We start from the raw sequence: 22,498 nt of genomic DNA, 5'->3' as shown, positions 1-22,498 counted from the left end.
GGATATAATAATTATGGAGATTGAAATAATTTCGATAATATGTTATTTAATTAGTATATACAAATTTTTATATTTAAAACTTTTAGACTGATATCTGTTCCTTATGTATTAAATTATATTTTATGAATGCATAAAATATCTGTTTTCCTTATAATTAGAAATAGAATATAATTTTTACATAATTATATTACAAAAGAAAAAATAAAAGAATGATAAATAAAGCCAATATTTTTGGAAATGCAAAATGAACTGTAAAAACAAGTGTACATAGATCGGAATTTTACAGTGTTATTTTCATTTAATTAAAATGTTTTTTAACTTTTAAAGATTTAATAATTAAAGGTATTTGATTTTTCAAGAAAATAGGTCTAGTTTATTGGGTATATAGGTGAATGAAAAAACATGCTACCTTTCTCTAGAATTCTATAGAAGTAATAGCATGTTTTAGCAATTTAGTTATATATACAGCGTTATCTTTATAATATTCATATTTTAATACTACTTTTGCAGTAAGATTACTTATTATTAGATAATAAAACTTCAATGATTTTTGGAGCCTTAGAATTACTTAAGTAATAATAAACTTCGGGCCCTTTTTTTTCACTACATAAAATATTTCCCCTCATTCTTGATAAATGTTGTGAAACTGCTGCTTGAGGGATTTGTAGCATATTAACAAATTCTGTGACATTTAATATAGTGTGCTGCATAAGGGCTACTACAATTTGCATACGATCGGGATGGGATAGTATCTTTAGGAGTTCTATATTATTCTTATATGAAGTAATTTTAATGTTGTTCATTATGTACTACTCCTTTTACATTTATATTTGTTTAAAGTTATAAATACTTATAAACTTCAATACTAAAGGTAATTTTTTAATCTGTTACTGATGTTTGTATTTATAGTTTCAAAAATTAGTTTCCTTTTGGGTTTAGCGATAATATTCTTAAAGTAGTTTCTTTCTCGTTGAAAAATAAAAACTATAATTCATTCTATTTCATAAAGTCTGTATTTATCTAGTTAATTTGTTAGTAAAATACACTTTTGCTCTGTATTAAAGTATATTTGTTGCGGCATAGGCAATTAGTGCAATAACTATTATAGCTCCGAAAATAGTGCTGAATAATGCAAGAAAGCTGAGAGAAATATAATAAATAAAATAGGCTCCAATTCCAATTGCTATTATAAAGCCAATTATAAGAAGAAGTGAACCAATTGTTTGTAAAGAAATTATATTAAAGAATATTAAGCCAATGACAATTAAACCAATAATAATAAGGGTTCTCATCGTATTGCTCCTTTTATAAATTATAAACATGTAAAAATCTCTATATTTCGAAATAATCATAACATAGAAGAATAGAGTGAGGAAGGGATTAAACTATCAATAATTAAGTAGTATAGATTAATAGTTCTTTTGAATGTATAATCCCTTTAATTAATATTATTTTTTGAGAAACAGGGGTTTTACGATTTTAATCAAGGAATTTTACATATTAATAATAAAATTCCTTGATTGGTAGAGTTTTTTAATTTTTGTTTGTTTGTCCATCGATCCTTTGTAGTAATGGTAACGTATTTTCAATGTGTTTTTTTATACTATCGTCTAACAGTAATTTTGTCTCGGGATTTGTAAAGTTTGTAATTGCTTTAGCATATTCTTGTGGATAAGGATCAATGCCTAATAGTATATTTGCATCTATATTATATAGAGTAATAATTTTTTTTATAACAAATAATGTAGGAGGTTGTTCATCCTTTTCTAACCGAGAATATGTACTTTTACTTATGTCTAATTTTGTAGCGACTTCTTTTTGAGAATAACCATATAAAGTTCGCAATTTTTTTAAAATATAACCTATCTCCATTCGGTATAATCAGTCCTTTTGATAACTACAAAGTTGAATACTTGATAGGCATTAAAAGATACACAATATAGACCTTTTATGCAATTACGTATATTTTACCATTCGTGTAACTTCCGTTCTATATTTTCGTTAAATGCTCAAAAATACATATTTTTAGATGCTTTATTATTTTACAAATATATACCAAACACCGTTTTGTTTAGTCATCATTAATGGATAAGAAGACGGTGTATAATCACTGCTTGAAAATCTAGTAGTGAACATTTCAAAGAAAAATTAGTGAGTAAAAAATGATGGGACTTGTCGTTTTAATCCAGGTTGATATAACTTTTTTAATATAATGTTATAGTGGTAATTTTTACGATTAGAACCGGACATTTGATTAAGTCACCTATTAATTTTTGAATAAATATTTTTCTAATTATATAATCTCAAAAAAAGCTTTGGATATTCTTGTAGAGTACATCAATTTAATAAACAGTATTTTATGTAGTTTTATGTTTTTTATTGTATAGGGCATTTAAATAACCTTGTTATACAAAATAATTTAACAAGGTTTAAGATAGTAATGTAGCGCTATGATATAAATAAACCCACAAATAAATGGACAGCCAATAATAGGTTGTCTTTTTTGTGGGAATTGTTTGTGCAGCTAAATTAAACTGGAAAAACAATTATTGAAACAAGCGGAATAAGATTCCGTTTATTTCCTAATCCCGAATTTCGGGATTTTTTTTTAGGAATTCTATGTAAACCATTTCAAAAAGTATTAATTTTGGGACTCTATTGTAATATCTAAATGAATTTGTATAATGATTTATAAAGGAGTTCACAAAAAAAATCCCAGTTGCTAGATGACTGATAACAAAGGAATTTTCGAGAATTCTTACATGTGATTTGGATAGATGTTACAATTTTTTATAAATTATGGATTGACTATATGAGGTAAACCATTGTAATCTTGTTTTAAAAGATTGTTTAATAACATCTTAAAAGTGAACTGCTTATAATTATATAGTTACATGGGCAGAAAATAATAAGAGCGCCAACTCCTATTATTTTCGACCTTTTTAAAACAGTTATGGTGTTTTAGAATGGCTGCCCACTTTGCGAAGCATAACTAGTATGCGACATCAATAATTTTATACTGTTTTGTGTAATTTCACAAGACCGTAGGTGCGCGTAATTTTTACAAATTATTATTGATTTTGCTCTGGTTATCCTTCAAAAGGTGGTTCTTCGGTATGAGAAGAAAAAGGCGTAGACTAAAACATGAGTCTATGCCTTTTTTATTTTTCTAACCGATACAATCTTTTTTACTTTAAGTATGCTTATCTTTATAAGGTGTAATAAGTATTAGTTTGATTTAAGTTGAGTTAAACATTGTAGAAGAATTAGTAGCTGATTCTGAGAAAATTAGTTATTAAATTAAGTGGATTGGAGAAAATGAGAGTGCGTACAAAAGATTTTAGTAGAAAAACACATAGCATAAGGGTATTACAAGAAATGGATGTAATGTCATTAGTCAGACAAGCGCATTCAGTTAGTACTTTTCAAGGTAAGGATTATATTGTATTAGATAATGGTAATCTTTATGATTCGGTAGGAAAACGTGAAGTTCCGGTAGCTACGATGTTTAGATATATTAAATGTGCTAGAAATAGTTATGGAGTCGTAATTGCTAAGAAGTCTAATACTTGTAGTAAACTGATGCAAGTTAAATATGTAAAAAAGAATAATAAAGTTAGCAAGTAATAAAACATTTAATCAATTTAATTGTGTATAAAATACACTAGGGATTATCCAAAGTTTTGGAATCGACATGGGTTGTTTTTGTATTTATTAATATATATAAAAAAACAAATTAATTCTCATGAGTTTAAGGTAATCCCAATTGCTCTTTGAAAAATTTATATAGATGCTGGGGGAGTGCCACGACCACTGTTTGCCACTCTATTTCGTGAAATTAGGAGAATAAAGACACGAATAAACCCTGAGGGTCATATGTACCGCTTGTAAGAAAGCAATGAAGTGGTGGTCTAACTTTGTAGAATTAGAAATAAGGCTGCATATTACTTAAAGGGCTGTACATTTGATTATAGCGCCATAACGGAGTATTCCTGAGCGATTAATCGTACAAGCATGCCTTTAACGAGTGGGTGGAACGAGACTAATCACCCCATTTATAAATGGAGAATCTCCTTCTTGCATTTATAAATGTATAAATATAGACCTATTATTTTTTAGTTTATAATATTAAAAATAGCTTTATATAGAATTAAGTTGATTAAATATTAATTTGTTTGAAAAGAGATTCTGTCAGTAACTGAAGTAAGTTACTTGTAAAGGGAGTAAAAAAGATGAGAAAGGGATGCCGGGAAAGGTATTTAAAACAGATTACTGCTGTCATAACAACAAAGAGAAAATACCCTACGGGATACCTAGTTGTTGGAGAGTATAGATTAAGTTTGGAAATTCAAAAAGATATTCTGGATATATTAGATCATTCAGAGGTGACAAGCAGTCATATAGATTTTAATAATTATAAGGATGAAGATGAATGCCTTATAGTAATGAAAAAAGCAAAAAAGCAATTAAGTGAGGACAGGCAATCAGGAAAATTATTAATTCTTGTTATTACGAATTTTGATCGTTTTAATGCAAAAAAAATGGATGCAGTGAAGCAATTGATTAGTTGCCAAGCCATAGGTATTAATCTATTAGTAAGCGCTAATGTGCCGTTGGTTCATTTAGTTGGATTAACGGAATATATGATTACTATAGATTCGACAGCTAAGGTTTTATCAAAGTTCTATAGATACAATACTCAACAGGTCATTTACTCTTTACATAACGAATCTTTAGTTTAGTAAAAGTTCTAAAAAATAGGGGTGGATAAACTGAATAATAACCTTAAAGCAAAAAAAATTCTTAAAACCAAAAGTATTAGTATAGGTTTATTTGAATTAGACGAACGTTACAGTCTAGGCAATAGAATTGATGTGTTTTGCGATAGATTAAATACTATTTATACATTTGAAATTTTTAATATAACGCTAGTTAGAAAGACGCACTGGGTTGTACATTTAAATTAAAAAATAGGGTGTTATACAAAATAAGAAATTTATAATGTTTATATAAATTTTTTGTGTTTAACATGAGTAATATAGTTGAATCAACAGAATGTAAGAGTGGCAACATGGAATCCTCCTTTTATAAAAATAATTTGGTAGAAATAATTTTTGCAACTTTAAAATAGCAGAAGATATGAAAATATTTCGAATAAATGTGGGATTTTGAGTAGGATCATTTTAGTGATGCTACTCTTTTTTATCAAAAATTACTAGAAAGTAACTCCGAAAGGAAGAACTAAAGTGTTTGATAATAAATTTTTAATATACCCATCTATGTTTATGGTAATGTGTTTTATGGTATTAATATTTGATTTTCTCCTTTCACTATTTATTAGATTAGTGACATGAGAATGATAAGGGATAATATAAAAGATGCTTTTTTGTGGTTTTGCGTTATCACTTTGGTAACAATAGGTTGGATAGCAGTTGAATATTTTTCTATTAATCTGCTTTTAGATTGAGGGTGTGTAATAGATGAACGGTTTAGTAAAAGCTACAGAACCATATGTTTTTGAAGGCGAAAAAAGAGCATTTGTTAAAGGATGTTTAAATGCTCTCCTTTTAGTTATACCATTTTGGATTGTTATTTTTACTATATATATTTTAAAAAAATAAGTGGAAAAGATTGTTTGCTGTTTTATTTAAAGTATTCATAGTAAATAAGATAACTAAAGATATTAGATTTTAAAGTAAAGGCTACATTATCTTCCTACCATATCTATTTAAAGGCCTATCTATAAGTTATAGGCCTTTTTGTTTTATTTAAGGAGAGAGCGAAATGAGGAATAAGGTCAGAAGCCCAACGCCCCCTTTTCTTTAACAGAAGGATCTAAAGAAAGGGGGGCGTTATCGTTGTGGATTAGAAGGACATGTAATTTATTGCTTGTTGTTATAATTCTATTAGGAAATCTTGTTGATTTTGTTTCTACTGGGTATGCAGAAAGTACACCAAGTCAAGAACAGGGACAAGAAAAAAAGGCCAAAGATGTGACTGTACTGCAAGGGAAATCAGACATGAATATTATGGGATTATCACCTAATGAGGTAGTCGTTGCTGATGGCAAAAAAGGTAGTAATTTATTTGATTTTGAAGCATTTATCAAACCTTCAGACATTGTAGATGGAACTGCTCCATTTGATTCAAATGATGAGGCGGGTAATGATTCTAACCCTAATAATGGTATTGTAAGGACGTTTGATACTGTTACCTATCCATTAAAAGTAACAATTAATCCGAAAAAACACGATCAGTTGAAGAATATTAAGCTGAAGATTACGGGTACATTGGAAAACGGCATTACAAATAAACGTGTGAATGCAAAATTTGCTGTTGGTGGTAAAGAAGATTTGGAGAAGGAAATTGTTTCTTTTGATATGGAATATATGTTAAAAGAAACAGGTAACTCTTTAATGATTCCTGTTACTGTGGAAGTACAAGGAGCCGAGCAGGGATTGAAATTAAAACCAAATATAAAAATTCAGGTTATAAGTGTGGATGGGGAAGATATTACGAATGAAAATGTGTCGCAATCATTTAATGATATTAGCCCTGTTATAGCTTCTGGAAAAGTAAATGTGAAGGCAAAATTTTCAACTCATTATGCAGGTATGCCTAGATTGGCTTATTCAGTATTCAATCCAAAAGTAGATAAAGATGATCGTTCTTTTATCTTTCCAGTTGTATTATCTTTATTTGTTGATAATCTCCCTAATCGTAGTGATATAAGGGGGGCTACATTCCCTATTGGTAAAGTCAATTATCACTTTGAGTTTAGTGGACGTGTTGATTGGGATTCACAATCAATGGGAGTAGAGAAATTAGATTTCGAAGGAAAAGATACCCCCTTTAAAATCTTTAATCATCAAGCTATTGATGATATAAGTCAAAAAATCCCTCAACCCAATACAGAAAGTTTTGAATTGGGTTTAGAGAGTTATAAAGACGTTCGTACTAATCAATCTGGGAGTGCAAAATCTTACATTCCGAAAGAAAAATGGAATGCGGCCGATATTGAAAAATATACGATTAATAGTGTTTGGGATAGTGGTATTACTCAAATAAGCAAACCGAAGGTTTCGAAAGAAGTTATAAATTATGAAGGAAATGTGAGTGACTTTACTATTGGATCAACATTTCCAACAATGATTTCACATGCTGACAAAGTAGTTGCTTTCAATAAAAATCAAAAAGCTTTTGCAACAACTAGGTTTTTAATTCATACACCAAATGAATATTATCCCTTAGGTAAAAATAATAAGATTAACAAGTCTAATAATGTTTATTATGATTTGAAATGTATTATTGATTCTTATGAGGATAGCCAAGGGAATATGGTACCTTATAACACTACAGCTTCTGTAACAATTAATGAGAGGAATGATCCTAAGGGCTCATATTCCATACAAACTACATTTCATACGCCTGAGGGAAAAGAGCTTGGAACACCGAATGTTGGGTATAACGTTGTATCTAAAGGTGACCCTACTGTTATAGTAGGTCAAAAGGTAAAAGTAGTTAGCCATTTAAATGTTCGTGCCGTTACTGAAGGTGGAACGACGATGGTTTATAAGTGGAATACAGATTCTTTTTATTTAACAAAGCAATATGCAGAATCGGCAAAAGGAAATATGTTAAATGAAGGGTATCCAACCTCTACAGGGGAAAGAATTAAAAATAGTGATAAGCAAGTTATCTCATTTGGGATTGCAAAGAAAAACGATAACTCATTTGATGCTCTAACTCAAAATAAAGAAGCAGATTATGAGTGGTATAACACGTATGATGAAGCTATAAAGTATGGTGAAGTTGGGGCGATTAAGAATGATATTAATGCAGTTATGGGTGACGGTGAAGTAGTAGCAAGTTTTATTCCTTTTGATGTTAAGACTAAGAAAGTTGGTAGTGTTAATGAAAAAGGAACACCAAATATAACAGTTACAGATTCAGTTATTTATCCAACAGCAGATCGAAAAGTGGGATATCGTATTCGTGAAGATGGTAAATATAACAATTTTACTGAGTATGATGAAAATGGTAATTTAACTAAATTACAGTCACCTGTAGGGGGTTCAATAAATTTTGAGACATTGGGCATTATCAATGGTGAAACGAGTAGTGATATAAAAACAAATAAAAATACATATTACAGCTCGGATAATGTAGACGTTACAGTTGATAATCTTGCCAAGTTACCGGCAGAGGTTGATTTTAATTCTTTAGATGAAAAAATTGAAATGAGGGTAAAAATACCTAAAGGACTTGACTACGTAGTTGGATCAGCTAAATATGGTGATCAATATATTGAACCAAAAATTGAGCAGCAAGGTGATGGGAGTAATCATCTAGTTTGGTATGATACATTGACACGTAATAATAAGGCTCTTAAAAAAATAAACTTTGAGGCACGTATTAATCCAGTATTACTTCCTCAGGGAAATCAAGTAGGACTAGAGATTCAAAATGTAATGAGTAGCTCTATGGATACTAGATTAGAAAAGTTTCGAACAAGTTCTAAAAATATTTCCGTTGTGAAAATTGGTATGGTTGGTGTGAGTGAAACTATTAAAAAAGTTACAGGTAAAAAGAATAGTGATTATGAAGTCGGTGTTCAACCCTATACAACCATTAAAGATGAATCACATGTAAAGGCACTTACATATGTGCCAAGAAATAAGGACGAAAATGGTTCCGCCTTTAGTGGTATAACTTTTTTAAAGCAATTGACACTAGATAATCCTAATAATAAGAACGTTGAAATATGGTTGAATAACAGTTTTGTTGAATCAAATAATCCCAACAAGATTGATTTACAATCAAATAGTTGGTACAGGTATACAGGAGAGCAGGATTTATCAAAAGTGGTCTCTATTTTGCTGTATATAAATGATTCATTAAGTAACAGTGATGTTGTAAAAATGAACCTTGTTTATGGGACGTATCAGAATGAGTTTGGTGATCAATATGTAAGTAAAACGGTCGTTAACACTTCAGTTGATTATAAATTATCACCAGTGTCTAACCAGGTAAAGTATACAATTGTAGCGGATGTAAATTTGAGCCTGAGAAAAATAAGAATCGATACTGCACCTGCTGAGAGTGGATTACCAGTAACCATACGGTTAGATAAAGACATTGTATATGAGGATTCTAATAAAGAGAAACTGAATGTTAACTTATATGACAAGACTGATAATAAGGTTGTTGGTAGCAAAGTTTATACGATTGAGGAACTACCCGAAGAAGTCAAATTCAAAGTAGATCCTAAGTTTTTAAAGAAAAATAATAAGAGAAATTATGAAGTGAGACTAGAAAAAGTAAATAAAGAATCTATTCTTATCGTAGATCATAAAGGTAAAGTAGATACAGATGGCTATACATCTTCTGAAGAAACAGTTAAGGCAAATGCCAAAGAATCTACGGAGCTGAAATATAAAGGTGTTATTATGACGGAACGTGAAGTCGGAAAAGAAATGGAAGTTTTCCATGAAACACTTACAATCCCATTAAAACAACTACCAAAACAAAAAACGGGTTATGGTTTTGAATTGAAAACGGAAGCTAGTTATAATAATGAATTGGCAATTGCTTATGATATTAAGGCAAATGCTTTAGTAGATAAGAGATTAGTCGACTCATATTTAAACTATGAAAAAAAGGGAGAACAAGTTGTTGTTCCTTTGGAAGAAACAAAAAAAACGGGTAGTTTGGATAAAAATAAAATAGACTTTTTGTTTGAGTTACCACATATGAATGTAGAACAAAAAACGGGAAATTTATTTACAGATCAACAAGTGAAAGAGCATGATTCACGTATTAAGAACGCTATAAAGGATGGAAAGAGAAAGTTGTATGTTCCAATTTGGGCAGATCTTGAAGAGTATGATGTTTTCGTGGACTCAGGAGTTTCTATAGGAGCAAATAAGATTAATTTTGAGGTAACGCAGCCGTTACAATTATATGCATATATGTACGGTACAATTGGGTCAAAAACATTAAAGGATGATGAATTACTAATAGAACCTGTTGATCCAAAAAATCCTTTCTCAAATGGTAAACCCTCTGATTGGTCAGATGAAGATATTGCATGGCTGAAAAAAAATTAAAGAACCTCAAAGGAGTTTATATGTAATTAAAGAGGGGGGATATTTAGTGTCAACTCGAAAGTGGTTTATCCTATTAATTTCTCTTATCATTTTGATAAATATTTTTTCGGATTTTGTAACTATAGGATATGCAGAAAACACAATGAACAAAGAGGCAGTACAAGAAAAGAAAACGGATGATGTAACGGTTCTACAAGAAAAATCAGATTTGGAAAGCATGGGGCTGACCCCCAATGAGGTAGTTGTTGCAGACGGTAAAAAAGGTAGTGAATTGTTTGATTTTGAAGCGTTTATTAAGCCTTCCGACATCGTAGATGGTACAGCGCCTTTTGATTCAAACGATGAAGCTGGCAATGATTCTAGCCCGAATAATGGAATTGTAAGAACGTTTGATACAGTAACTTATCCATTAAAAGTGACAATCAACCCCAAAAACCACAATCAGCTAAAAAATATTAAGCTGAGAATTACGGGTACATTGGAAAATGGAATCACAAATAAAAGAGTAAATGCCAAATTTGCTGTTGGTGGTAAAGAGGATTTGGAGGAGGGAGTTGTTTCTTTTGATATGGAATACATGTTAAAAGAAACAGGTAACTCCTTAATGATTCCTGTTACAGTGGAAGTACAAGGGGCAGAACATAACTTAAAATTGAAGCCTAACATTAAAATTCAGGTCATGAGTGTTGAAGAGAAAGATATCACAAGTGAAAATGTATCACAATCATTTAAAAATATTAGCGCTGTTACTACGTCAGGAAAAGTAAATGTAAAGGCTCGTTTTACTACTTCTTATGCTGGATTACCTAGATTAGATTATAAGGTTTATAATCCTGATGCGAAAAACGATGATCGTACAATCATATATCCTACTGCATTAGATTTATTTATCAATAATTTACCGAATCGAACTGATTTACGGGGAGCTACATTTCCTGTTGGAAAGATTAATTATCACTTTAATTTTTCTGGAAAGGTTGATTGGGATAATAACTCGTTAGGTTCAGAAATATTAGATTTTGAAGGGCGAGATAAGCTGATTAAGATATTTAACTATCAAGCTATTGATAAAGTAGTTGATAAAATACCGCAAGAAGGTACAGAAAGTTTTGAGATTGGTATGAAAGGTTATAAAGATCCTCGTACTGAATCAGCAAACAGTCCCAAATCATATATTCCAAAAGATAAATGGAATACGAGTGATATTGATAAATATACGATTGACAGTGTATGGGATAGTGGGGTGGTACGATTAAATAAACCGCAAATCACTAAAGAACACGTAGAATATACTGGTAGTATAGAAGATTACGTTATAGGGTCAACTTTTCCAACGATGATGTCAAGACCAAATTACCCGGTAATTCCTGCATTTGGAAAGAATGAGAAGGCATTTTCAAGTACACGTTTTTTAATTCATTCAGCAAATGAATATTATTCATTTGGTAAAAATAATAAGGATAATCTACCGAACAATGTGTATTATTATTTGGAGCTTGTTATTGATTCTTATGAAGACGGAAAAGGAAACACTGTACCTTATAATACAGTAGCAAAAACAACTCTTTCTGAAAGGAATAATCCTAAAGGTGCCTATTCTATACAAACAACATTTCATTCACCAGAGGGTAAAGAGCTTGGTACACCAAATGTAGGGTATACAATTGTATCTAAAGGTGATCCAACAGTTATAGTGGGACAAAATGTAAAAATAGTAAGTGACTTAAATGTTCATGCGGTTACTGAAGGTGGGGCGATGATGGTTTATAAGTGGAACCCTGATTCGTTCTATTTATCAAAAGATTATGCTGAACAAGCAAAAAATCAAATGTTATCGGAAGGTTATCCAATCAGTACGGGAGGCAGAATAAGAAATAGTGATAAACAAATTATCTCATTTGGAGTTTCTAAAACAAATGATAATTCTTTTGAAGCCATTACCCAAAAGCAAGCTGAAGACTTTGATTGGTTTAGCACATATGATGAAGCTAGAAAGTATGGTGAGGTTGGAGCAATAAAGAACGATGTCCATGCAGAAATAGCTGATGGTGTACTGGCAGCAAGGAATATCCCTTTAACAGTTAAAGTGAAAAAAATTGGTAGTATCAATGAAAAAGGTACACCAAATATAGCTGTTACTGATGCGGTAATTTATCCTACAGCGGATAGGAAAAAAGGTTATCGAGTTCGTGAAAATGGTAAGTATAATAACTTTACTGAGTATGATGAAAAGGGAAACATAACGAAAATTCAATCTCCTGTAGGGAGTACAGTAAACTTTGAAACACTTGGTATTATGAACGGTGAAACAAGTAGTGATGTGAAAACTAATAAAAATACTTATTATAGTTCAGACAATGTAAGTGTGACGATTGATAATTTGGCAAAACTACCCGATTCAATGGACTCTACCTCCTTAGATGAAAAAGTGGAAATGAGAGTGAAAATACCAAAAGGCCTTGATTATGTGGTTGGATCAGCTAGGTATGGTGATCAATATATTGAGCCAAAAATTGAACAGCAAGGTGATGGGAGTAATCACCTCGTTTGGTATGATACATTGACACGTAATAATAAGACTCTCAAAAAAATTAATTTTGAGGCACGTATTAATCCAGTATTACTTCCTCAGGGAAATCAAGTAGGACTAGAGATTCAAAATGTAATGAGTAGCTCTATGGATACTAGATTAGAGAAGTTTCGGACAAGCTCTAAGAATATTTCTATTGTGAAAATTGGTATGGTTGGTGTAAGTGAAACCATAAAGAAAGTGGCTGGAAAAAAGAATAGTGACTATGAGATTGGGATCCAGCCATACACTACAATAAAAGATGAATCACATGTAAAGGCACTTACATATGTACCTAGGAATAAGGATGGAAATGGATCTGCCTTTCATGGTGTAACGTTCTTAAAACAGTTGACATTAGAAAATGGTAATAGTAAGAACGTTGAAATATGGTTGAATAATAGCTTTGTTGAATCGAATGACCCCAACAAGGTTAATTTACAATTAAATGGTTGGTACAGGTATACAGGAGAGCAGGACTTATCAAAAGTGGTCTCTATTTTGCTGTATATAAATGATTCTTTGAGTAGTAGTGATGTTGTGAAAATGAATCTTGTATTAGGTACTTACAATAATGAGTTTGATGACCAATATGTAAGTAAAACGGTTGTTAACACTTCTGTTGATTATAAATTATCACCAGTCTCTAATCAGGTAAGGTATACAATCGTAGCAGATGCAAATGTGGGTTTGCGAAAAATTAGAATTGATACTGCACCTGCTGAGAATGGACTTCCAGTAACCGTAAGGTTAGATAAAGATATTGTATATGAAGATTCTAATAAAGAGAAACTGAATATTAATTTATATGACAAGGCCGATAATAAGCTTGTTGAAAGTAAAGTATATACAATTGAAGAACTACCTGAAGAGATTAAATTCAAAGTAGATTCTAAGTTTCTAAAGAAAAATAATAAGAGAAATTATGAAGTAAGATTTGAAAAAGTAAATAAAGAATCTATTCTTATAATGAATGGAAAAGAGAAAGTAGATACAGACGGTTATACGTCTTCTGAGGAAACAATTAAGGCGAATGCTAAGGAATCTACGGAACTAAAATACAAAGGTGTTATTATGACTGAGCGTGAGGTCGGAAAAGAAATGGAAGTTTTTTATGAAACACTTACGATTCCGTTAAAACGGCTGCCTAAGCAAAAAACTGGTTACGGTTACGAATTAAAGACGGAAATTAGTTATCACAATGAATTGGCAATTCCTAATGATATAAAGGCTGGGGCTTTAGTTGATAAGAAGTTAATTGATTCACATTTAAATTATGAGAAAAAAGAGGATAATATCATTGTTCCACTGGAAGAAACGAAAAAAAATGTTACCTCAGATAAAAAGAATACTGATGTTACCTTTGAATTGCCACATATAAATGTAGAGCAAAAAACGGGTAATTTATTTACGGATCAACAAGTAAAAGATAAAGACTCTCGTATAAAGAATGCATTGAAAGATGGGAAGCGTAAATTATATGCCCCAATTTGGGCGGACTTAGGAGAGTATAATCTCCTTATACATTCTAATCTGCCTATAGGGGCTAATAAGGTGAATTTTGAGGTAACGCAACCACTACAATTATATGCATATATGTATGGTACCATGGGGTCAAAAACGTTGAAGAATGATGAATTATTAATAGAGCCTGTTGATCCTAAAAATCCTTTCTCAAATGGTAAACCTGCTGGGTGGTCTGATGAGGATGTTGCATGGTTAAAGGGAGATAAAAAATCAGGTCAATAGCATCATTATCGTAGATTAAAAAGTACTATAGAAAATAATTTTTATTTAGTAAAATCCATAAAAAAGTCTATCGAATATTGTTGATAGGCTTTTTATTTTGTGAAAAACAGTAAAGGAGAGAGTGAATTGCTTATAAGAACAAGAAGTCCAACACGTTCTTGTCACTTTAATTAGAGAGGAAGTGAAGAATATTGAAATTGAAGATGTGCTTTACTTTAGGGATTAGTTTAATAGCATTTCTACTGTTTTTTTCAAAATCATGCAAGTGCACAGGACATTACAGAAGCTAGTAAAACGGTTGTAGTTGGCGATAATACAAAGGTTTTGTCAAAGCATTCGTTTGTCGCACAATTTAATAAAAAGAAAGCACAGGTTTCAACATTCGGAATTCCAGGAATTGAAACAACTAGTAATACAGGAAATACAAAATTTTATTCTTTTAACCGGCAAAACGGTACTTATCTGAAAGGAAAACTCGGTATTAAGTATACTAATGTAGGTCGTTATGGTGATAAAGAAGTTGATCTTAAAGTTACGATTCTGGATTGGGAGCAGTATATCAATCAAAGCGAGAAAAATCTCATTTGAGTAAAAAATAATTGCTTTTAGAACCTGTAGATCCTGCGCTGAGAGTCCATTCCCAATGGTCAACCTCCTAACTGGACGGATAAAGACATAGAGTGGTTAAAAAGATAGGAAAGGAGTTGAGAAATACATGAATGTTCTAACTTACAGCTCCGCCAAAAAGCAGATAATTTTCATGGCACTATACTTTGTAATTACTGGCATTGTAATTCGTTTAATCGGATATTCGTTGCAAGGCAGCCTTTCCACCTTTACACAAGCTGGTTTAGGAAATCTACTTTCAGGGAATTTATCATTAGGGGATCTATTCAATTTTGATTTCAAATTTGACTTTAGTTTTGATTCCAGTCAATTTGATGGATTTAGCTTTAATATGTGGATTGTCTTTATAAAAGATAAAATTCATAGTTTAATAAATGATGTGATGCCGACTACATTAGGAGCAATTAATATGATGATGTTGAGTAAGTACCTAACAGTAGAGCGCGCTATTAAATTAGGAATTCGATTGTATTAAAAACTAATAGGTAGAAAAAGAGACTTAATTTTATAATTAGGTCTCTTTTTTATATAAAAAACAAAAATCGAGAGGATGTTGTAACATGTTAGATCAAAATACGGATCGTAGTTGGTGGATGATTGGTGCAGTTGTAGTAGGGGCTGCTTTAGTAGGAGTTGTATCTATTGCTTTTCCTGACCTAACTAACTCAGTAATTGATGTGTTTAAAACAAAGCTGTCTTCTGTTAAATAGTATGCAAGTATCAAATAACATCTAACAAGGGAGAGAGTATTCACTCCTCCTTTGTTTGAGAAGGAGTGAAGGAGTTGAAAGACCATCCTTTTATCCTAATAATAATAATCTTGGGTTTTTTCCTAATTTCCATAGGTGGTTATTATTATAGAGAGAATTTTGCTAATGATTCCGTCATGCAAGGAATGACTGAGACAGTTCGAACAAGTGCTATTTCAAATGCGGATAATAGCTCACGTATCCAAAGTGGGGAGCTATTTATTATAAAGAGTGAATTTGAAAAAGATTTTAGAAAACGTATTGAAACAAATAAGCTTGTAAAAATCAGTAAAGACGCGAAATATGAATTTAAGTACTTAGATAATTCAAATGGTTCTACAAAGGCAATTAGAGCTATTATTCATGATGGAGAGAATACGTATCAAGCTACATGCAAGCTAAGTATTAGTCCGTCTGTCGAACCACCTTCATAAGAACTTTTGAAAAATAAATTGGAAAGGAGAAGAGTATGTTTAGTAAGGGACAAATGACTAATCGTAGGACAAGAGCTAAAGAGATAAACTTCGATTATAAAAAGTTAGAAACCATAAGAAATGACTTGAAAAATAGATATGCTGAGTTAGTTATTGATGCGCTATTAAAAGAAGAAGCAAGGCAAGAAATTAAGAAAAAAATTAAAAATGAGTATCCAGCTTATTTTATGGATTATGATGAAGACGATGTTGATGGAGTTATTGAATATGTTGTGTCTGAGCTTGTTGGGACGGGCGTTATAGAAAGACTAATTAAAGAACGTCCTGATATTACCGATATATCTTATAACGGTAGTCATTTAATTGTAGAATCGAGTGACTATAAGCGAGTTTATGAAGATCATGAACATCAAATTACAGAACAATATATAACAAGGCTAATTCAGAAATTTGCTCATGCAGTAGGAAAAGAGTTTACTCCGAAAAATCCTATTTTCGATGGTGTTTATGGTTCAATTCGTATTAATGCGGTACATAAACAGAATACGACTGGTAATTCTACTATGTCATTGAGGATTGTTCGACCTAATTTAGTGCTAAATGAATCAAACTTTGAGACATTTGCACCTCAATTCATATATGACTTTTTTAAAGTAGTAATGGCAAGTCGGAATAATGTCTTAATTTCAGGTGAAACAGGAACCGGAAAAACAGAGTTATTAAAGTTGTTATTTTCTATGGTTCAATTTGAACACAAGGCAATCATGATTGAAGACGTTCCAGAGACACATGTTAAATCTTTGTTTCCCGACAAGGATGTATTTAGCTGGCTAACTGGAAATGGAGTTACAGTAACAGATGAAATTATAGCTGCTCTTCGTAATAATCCACGTTGGATTATGATTTCTGAGCTTCGTGGGAAAGAAACATATGAAATGATTCAAGCAGTATTATCAGGACATCATGTAGTGACTTCTCTACACTCAGTAGATGCAGAAACATCACCGAAAAGGCTTGTGAATATGTCCAAAATTGGGTATCAGGTAGATGAAAAATCACTTGAAGAGGATATTATGCGTTATTTTAATTTTGGTTTTCATATTAAACGTGTGGTTGTAAAAGCAACCGATAAAAATGGAAATCCAATTAAAAGGGTTATCCGTTATTTAGCGAAAATAGTGGAGTATTCAGTTGAGGGATGCCAAATGGTATTTGAACAAAAATATCGACACGGCAAATTCACCTTCTCTACAGGATTATTATCAGAAGAATTTTATGACAAACTAGCGGAAATAGATTTGAGTTATGAACTTCCTAATTATACAGATGAAATAGCATTTAAGAAAAATTTAGTCATAAGTAGATAGGGGATAAAAAATTGTAGAGAGGAGGTATGAAGTATGAAAATCTCTACTTTCAATGCAAAAACAAAGAAAAAGAAATTTGTAAATGCAGAAGAAATTAATGCGTTTAAGGCGGCATATGGAAAGCCTTTAGCTAAAAAGGATTATGTTAGACATGCTGCAATTCCAGGGCTCGTAGCGGGGGTATTTTCTTTTCTCTTATTGTATATATGGTGGTTGTCCCTGATTTTAGGATGTATTGGGGCACTATATGGATTAAAAGTGTTAATGCCCAAGATTATTAAAAGGGCATATGAACGCGATTCTTTCAGGGAAAGAAATAAGTTTGTAAATAATATGACTTCACTTTTAGCGAATGATAGTCAAACGTTGCTAACCTCCTTAGGAAGAGCGAGTGATCGTTCTCAAGGGGAATTAAGAGAAGACTTAAAAATATTAATAGCAAGCTTAATGGGGGCGGATCAAGAACAGGTCATTCAAGCTTTTAAGCAATTGTCTAATAAATATCGTGAGGATATTATATTTGATCAGTATTTAGAACAACTTGAAACCTGTGTGATAGAGGGGAGAACAAACCTGGATACGTTGAAAGACATTAAATCGTACCACAATGAAATAAAAGAAAAAAAGGACGATTATGAACGTAAAAAAGAGGGGCATCTAAAAGATATGAAAATGCTTTGTGGAGTAATAGTTGTATTTGTGTTGGCTATCACTTTTTCTTTTAGTTTTGATACCTATATTACTGCATTTGCAAAACATCCTATTGGTTGGATTACAGGCGGTATTTACATGACATTAATGTTTTTCTTTTTTAAATCCTTTACTACATACCTTTTTGATGATTCGATAATGGAGGTCAAAACATGAGGGTAGTAGCAGCTAAAGATCTTAAAAAAAACCGTTATAATCGAATGTTGGCAGAAGAAGATTTATACAGCATGCTGGAAGAAATGGGGAATACCAAAAGAATGATTGATAAATTTCAAAAAAGGCGGATGATACAAACTGCCTTGGCGGGATTTTTCGGATTGTTATTAGGATTATTTCTTTCAAAATGGTGTTACTTATTGGCAATTGGGTTGCCTTTTTTCCTTTATCGCTCTAAGTATACGCATGTTATTAAAGTATACAATGCATTTAAATTTGAAAGGCATCTAAACTTTTCAAAGTTTACAAGGCTATTGATACCTTATTTAAAAGAGGCAGATGGATCTGTTAGCTTATACCAAGTTTTTCGGAAGATACTTAATCGGATGGAAAATCCGGTGGATAAGAATTCATTAGCTAGGTTAATGTCTGAAATGACAGATAAGCCAAATGACATCCAACCATTCACTGACTATGCTATGCGTTCAAGTGGAAGCGATATGTCAATTAATATCATGCAAACCATATATGATTTCCAGCAAAACTCTAGTGATACAAATGTAATTAATGAGTTAGGGCAAATGGCAAGTACTGAATTACAAAGATCAATTGACGAAATTATTGCTTTTAAGTTGAAACGTTTTAATTTCTTTCCTACCAAAATTGTAATGAGTTCTTTCATATTAGTAGTGGGGTTTGCAGCTGCTGTATTAGTGTATCATCTATCATCTATTAATCTCTCATAAGCAATGGAGTAAGGAGGAAAAATGAAAAGTGAGTGGGTGTAAGGCATGTTAGATAGTTCAATTATGTTGATTGTAAAGTGGTTTGTAGGGCTAATGCTGATCATGATGATGGTTGCAGTAGCTCTTTTTTGTATTCAATTAAGTAATGTGAATTCATATAAACAACAAGTCAATTATCAAATTGAAAGACATGGTGGATTAACAAAAGAGGCAACTGCCAATTTAAAAGATTACAGTGAAAAGCAGTATCAAGGGGCTTTAACCGTCAAAAGTGAACAATTAAACAAAAAAGTGAACTTTGGTGACGTAGTAGATTATCAGGTTGTAGCAAACTTGAAAATTATTCTATTTAACTTGCCAAATGTAGAGATGGAGTTTAATGGATCGGCAATTTCGCAAGTCCGCTAGAGAGAAGGTGTTGAGAAATGCTTGAAAACAATGTGTTTCGCTTAATGATCCTTATGGGTGGCATAATCGCACTCATAGCAATCATAACGATTTGTTCAGACGGAATCCCTGAAGTTGAAGATGTATTCCGGCATTTCATCTCTCATAAAAATACAAGATATTAAATGTAGGCTGCATGATATAGGATCAGTTTAAATGTGAAGTAAAAGAAATACTTCTTGTTGGAATGTACTGTGAATATGTTTTTGAAAATAGGTTAACAGTTATGAAGGATATTCATAATAGTTCATCTATAAGAATTACTTAACGTTACTAACAGGGGTAAATCCTGTTTAGAACAATCATCTATGACTTCAACTTTGGCCATTGTTATTAAAGAGAAAATTAACAAGCTATTAGCAAGTCCAATAGATGCATATATTAAATCTCAATTAAAATTAAGAAAGAGGTACTTAATAATGAATTTACCAAAATTAAATCTACTTGAATCAGCAAAGAGCTCTTTGCAAACATTAGTTTATAATGATTTTTTTGAAAAGGTTAGTGGTGCTTTAGCGAATTGGACTGGAAAATTACAAGGAATTGGTTTAGCAGTTATTGTATTCTGTGTATGTATCATTGGTTTCATGTTCATGTTCGGTGAAGGGCCAAGCCGTACAGCAAAGAAATGGCTACTGTACATTGTTGTTGGTGGCATTCTGTTATGGGGAGCAGGAGCACTAGGAAGTACTGTTAAAGACGTTACATCTGGATTCTAAGATTAATAAAAGCAGAAAAGGAGCTTACAATCTTGTAAGCTCCTTTTTTATTTTACATAGAAAAAGAATTATATACATGGAATGAGGGTAAAACAATGTATATTGTTGAATTTTTACAGAAGGAACAATCTAAATCTTTTAAAAAATTTCTTAAAAAGAATAAAGTTAGTAACGGTAAGCAATTAGGCTTATTGGAGACTGAAAATTTAATTCAAAGATATATTGAGCAAAACCAACAATCAGATCAAGTACTGTTGTTGCTCCAAGATTTTGAGAATGAAAAAGCTTATGAATTTGAATTACCTATAGGGGGAGAAGAAAAATTTTCTTTACTCACTGCCATTTCAAGAGATCTAGAAAATGGAACCGATTTTGATTTGGGTATGGAAATCAAACAAGGAATTTATGCAAGTTATAAATCGGAGAGGGAGAAAAATTCTACAGAAAGCGAAAAAGTAGAAGCAAAAAAGAAAAAAGGTGGTTTGTTTACAAAATTATTTAGCAAGAAGGAGAAGGCATCTGCTCCTAATGAGAAAGAAAATGCTTTATCCAATTATGATTTAGAAGAAAATTTTGAAGAGCAAATAAAGTTTTCTGATATGGATCCATTACAAGATTTCAAAGAAATGTCTTCTGAGGAATTAGATCAAAGTAATGCTAATATGTTTGATTCTCATGATATTGAGGGATTAGAAAGAGAGGTAATAACTTTAACAAAAGAGGAAGATCCGTTCGCCATTGATGAGGAGTTTGAAAAAAGTTCGTCTGAAGACATGTTAGCTGATATTTCAACAGAAGATTGGATGGATCATGCATCAGAGGAAGCTCCTATAGATGATATTGAAAAGGAAATTCTTTATCCAGAATCAGAAAACAGTGTAGTAGTTAAAGAGGAAGAAGCTAACATAATTTTAAATACAAAAGAAGTAATTTTTCCTGAATATGATAGCTTTGTAGATTTAAGTGAAGTTAAGGAAAAACAAGAACGATACCATACACGTTTCTCGGTAACGCATTTATTGGGCTTGTTAGGTATTGATGAAGAACCACCTAAGACAGCTTTAGAAATTCGTAAGCTACAATATGCAAAAAATGTATTAAGTGGTAAACAATTTTTACTGATTCAGGATGGATATTATCAAGATGTAAATAACTTATTAGATGAAATTCGTTTATATTTGGAACAGGATTATAGAACGACGATGTTAAGAGATTACTCTACAGAAGCAGAAATAGCTTTAAGAGATACTTTTGAAAGAAATATGCAAAGCCTATTGGATGAGTACAAAAACTTTGAAAGTAAAGAACAGTATGAGATAGAAGGAAAGTTACAAGCGTTACGTGAAAAACAAGAATTGGAGTTAGAAGCTTTTAAAATAGGACAAGAAACAAAATTTAAGGAGTATCAACTAGAATTAGAGGAACGAAAAATGAATCTGGTAAATGCTCATGAAGAAAGATTGATGGAGGAAAACGAAGTAGTCCAAAAACAGAAAATGGAAGAAAAGATACATAACCTAAAATTGGATGCGAAAAAGGAATTGATTGACAAAAAGAATGAAGCGTTATCGCACTTCGCTAATACAATAGAAGATTTAATGAATATGGCATTTAAGGAACAGCAAGAAGAATTATCGCGACTTCAAGGGGAGATAGAAAATTTAATTCCTATATGGGCACAAGAAATTGAAGCAGAGCGTAATAGTGAACACGAGAAGCAGCGACAAGAAATTGAAAGAGAAAGACTTGAATTAGAAAAACAAGCTTTACATCTACAAATGAGAAGCCAAGAGGGAGCGGAAAAGAAAGATAAAGAAAGAATTCGTGAACTTCAAAATATAATAGAAGATTTAACAGACAAGCTACAAAAATCATATAATACTGGGATAGGTCAACACCCTCAGCCACAAATGTATCAACAGCCGGTATATATGTACCAACAGCCAGTGTATCAACAACCAATGCAACCAATGCAACCAATGCAACCAATGCAACCACAGTCTGCAGCACAACAACCAATGATGCAACAAACACCGCAACCACAACAGCCAGTTCGTAAAGGTATTCTAAGCTGGTTATTAGGATCTAAATAAAAGGTAGATTGAGTGAGGAATA

The 22,498-nt window shown here is 31.7% G+C and carries 19 protein-coding genes; 16 read left to right on the top strand and 3 right to left on the bottom strand.

Annotation, left to right across the window (positions count from 1 at the left end):
- Nucleotides 1–515: 515 nt before the first annotated feature.
- The 3 genes from GD442_RS27095 to GD442_RS27085 all read right to left on the bottom strand — a co-directional run bounded on the left by GD442_RS27095 (nt 516) and on the right by GD442_RS27085 (nt 1,872).
- On the bottom strand, nt 516–803 hold the full coding sequence (locus GD442_RS27095) for an ArsR/SmtB family transcription factor (RefSeq protein WP_001059605.1): 288 nt from the start codon (nt 801–803) through the stop codon (nt 516–518).
- A 255-nt stretch (nt 804–1,058) separates the two neighbouring features.
- Entirely contained in the window at nt 1,059–1,292 is a 234-nt protein-coding gene (locus tag GD442_RS27090; RefSeq protein ID WP_001259527.1) for a hypothetical protein, read from the bottom strand.
- A 241-nt stretch (nt 1,293–1,533) separates the two neighbouring features.
- A complete protein-coding gene (locus tag GD442_RS27085; protein WP_098256002.1) occupies nt 1,534–1,872 on the bottom strand; it encodes a helix-turn-helix domain-containing protein in 339 nt (112 codons plus the stop codon).
- 1,452 nt (nt 1,873–3,324) lie between these two features.
- Between GD442_RS27085 and GD442_RS27080 the strand changes: the two genes are divergently transcribed.
- From GD442_RS27080 to GD442_RS27020, 16 genes are all read left to right on the top strand, one after another.
- Nucleotides 3,325–3,627: a hypothetical protein gene (locus GD442_RS27080; protein WP_146719121.1), complete on the top strand. Its 303-nt coding sequence runs from the start codon at nt 3,325–3,327 to the stop codon at nt 3,625–3,627.
- 605 nt (nt 3,628–4,232) lie between these two features.
- Nucleotides 4,233–4,742, top strand: coding sequence for a hypothetical protein (locus GD442_RS27075; RefSeq protein WP_149150192.1), 510 nt, complete (start codon nt 4,233–4,235; stop codon nt 4,740–4,742).
- A gap of 738 nt (nt 4,743–5,480) precedes the next feature.
- A complete protein-coding gene (locus tag GD442_RS27945; RefSeq protein WP_179953540.1) occupies nt 5,481–5,621 on the top strand; it encodes a hypothetical protein in 141 nt (46 codons plus the stop codon).
- Nucleotides 5,622–5,858: 237 nt separating this feature from the next.
- A complete protein-coding gene (locus GD442_RS27070; RefSeq protein WP_159365270.1) occupies nt 5,859–10,109 on the top strand; it encodes a fusion protein (includes pXO2-28-29-30) in 4,251 nt (1,416 codons plus the stop codon).
- A 46-nt stretch (nt 10,110–10,155) separates the two neighbouring features.
- The gene (locus tag GD442_RS27065) at nt 10,156–14,427 is read left to right on the top strand and encodes a fusion protein (includes pXO2-28-29-30) (RefSeq protein WP_159365269.1); all 4,272 of its coding nucleotides are present in this window, start codon (nt 10,156–10,158) and stop codon (nt 14,425–14,427) included.
- Between the two features lie 324 nt (nt 14,428–14,751).
- The gene (locus tag GD442_RS27060) at nt 14,752–15,015 is read left to right on the top strand and encodes a hypothetical protein (protein ID WP_236582435.1); all 264 of its coding nucleotides are present in this window, start codon (nt 14,752–14,754) and stop codon (nt 15,013–15,015) included.
- A 127-nt stretch (nt 15,016–15,142) separates the two neighbouring features.
- Complete coding sequence (locus GD442_RS27055) at nt 15,143–15,529, top strand: hypothetical protein (RefSeq protein WP_001101891.1); 387 nt, start codon at nt 15,143–15,145, stop codon at nt 15,527–15,529.
- Between the two features lie 85 nt (nt 15,530–15,614).
- Nucleotides 15,615–15,764, top strand: a complete 150-nt coding sequence (locus GD442_RS27940; RefSeq protein WP_000886826.1) for a hypothetical protein — start codon at nt 15,615–15,617, stop codon at nt 15,762–15,764.
- Between the two features lie 74 nt (nt 15,765–15,838).
- Nucleotides 15,839–16,237 carry a hypothetical protein gene (locus GD442_RS27050; RefSeq protein ID WP_000651503.1) on the top strand — a complete coding sequence of 133 codons (399 nt, stop codon included), beginning with the start codon at nt 15,839–15,841 and terminating at the stop codon, nt 16,235–16,237.
- Nucleotides 16,238–16,272: 35 nt separating this feature from the next.
- Nucleotides 16,273–17,604: an ATPase, T2SS/T4P/T4SS family gene (locus tag GD442_RS27045; protein ID WP_159365268.1), complete on the top strand. Its 1,332-nt coding sequence runs from the start codon at nt 16,273–16,275 to the stop codon at nt 17,602–17,604.
- Between the two features lie 33 nt (nt 17,605–17,637).
- Nucleotides 17,638–18,471 (top strand): hypothetical protein, encoded by an 834-nt coding sequence (locus tag GD442_RS27040; protein ID WP_000704104.1) that lies wholly within the window; start codon nt 17,638–17,640, stop codon nt 18,469–18,471.
- The gene (locus GD442_RS27035) at nt 18,468–19,217 is read left to right on the top strand and encodes a hypothetical protein (protein ID WP_001266822.1); all 750 of its coding nucleotides are present in this window, start codon (nt 18,468–18,470) and stop codon (nt 19,215–19,217) included. The genes GD442_RS27040 and GD442_RS27035 overlap by 4 nt, the downstream gene beginning before the upstream one ends.
- A gap of 45 nt (nt 19,218–19,262) precedes the next feature.
- Nucleotides 19,263–19,625 carry a hypothetical protein gene (locus tag GD442_RS27030; RefSeq protein ID WP_159365267.1) on the top strand — a complete coding sequence of 121 codons (363 nt, stop codon included), beginning with the start codon at nt 19,263–19,265 and terminating at the stop codon, nt 19,623–19,625.
- Between the two features lie 17 nt (nt 19,626–19,642).
- Nucleotides 19,643–19,789 (top strand): hypothetical protein, encoded by a 147-nt coding sequence (locus GD442_RS27935; RefSeq protein WP_000892400.1) that lies wholly within the window; start codon nt 19,643–19,645, stop codon nt 19,787–19,789.
- Between the two features lie 294 nt (nt 19,790–20,083).
- Nucleotides 20,084–20,383, top strand: coding sequence for a TrbC/VirB2 family protein (locus tag GD442_RS27025; RefSeq protein WP_001052929.1), 300 nt, complete (start codon nt 20,084–20,086; stop codon nt 20,381–20,383).
- Nucleotides 20,384–20,478: 95 nt separating this feature from the next.
- Complete coding sequence (locus tag GD442_RS27020; RefSeq protein ID WP_159365266.1) at nt 20,479–22,476, top strand: hypothetical protein; 1,998 nt, start codon at nt 20,479–20,481, stop codon at nt 22,474–22,476.
- Nucleotides 22,477–22,498 lie beyond the last annotated feature (22 nt).

Source organism: Bacillus sp. A260 (assembly GCF_009861435.1).
Classification (GTDB): domain Bacteria; phylum Bacillota; class Bacilli; order Bacillales; family Bacillaceae_G; genus Bacillus_A; species Bacillus_A cereus.
The sequence above is the reverse complement of the archived record's forward strand: the minus strand, read 5'-3'. Positions and strand labels throughout refer to the sequence as shown.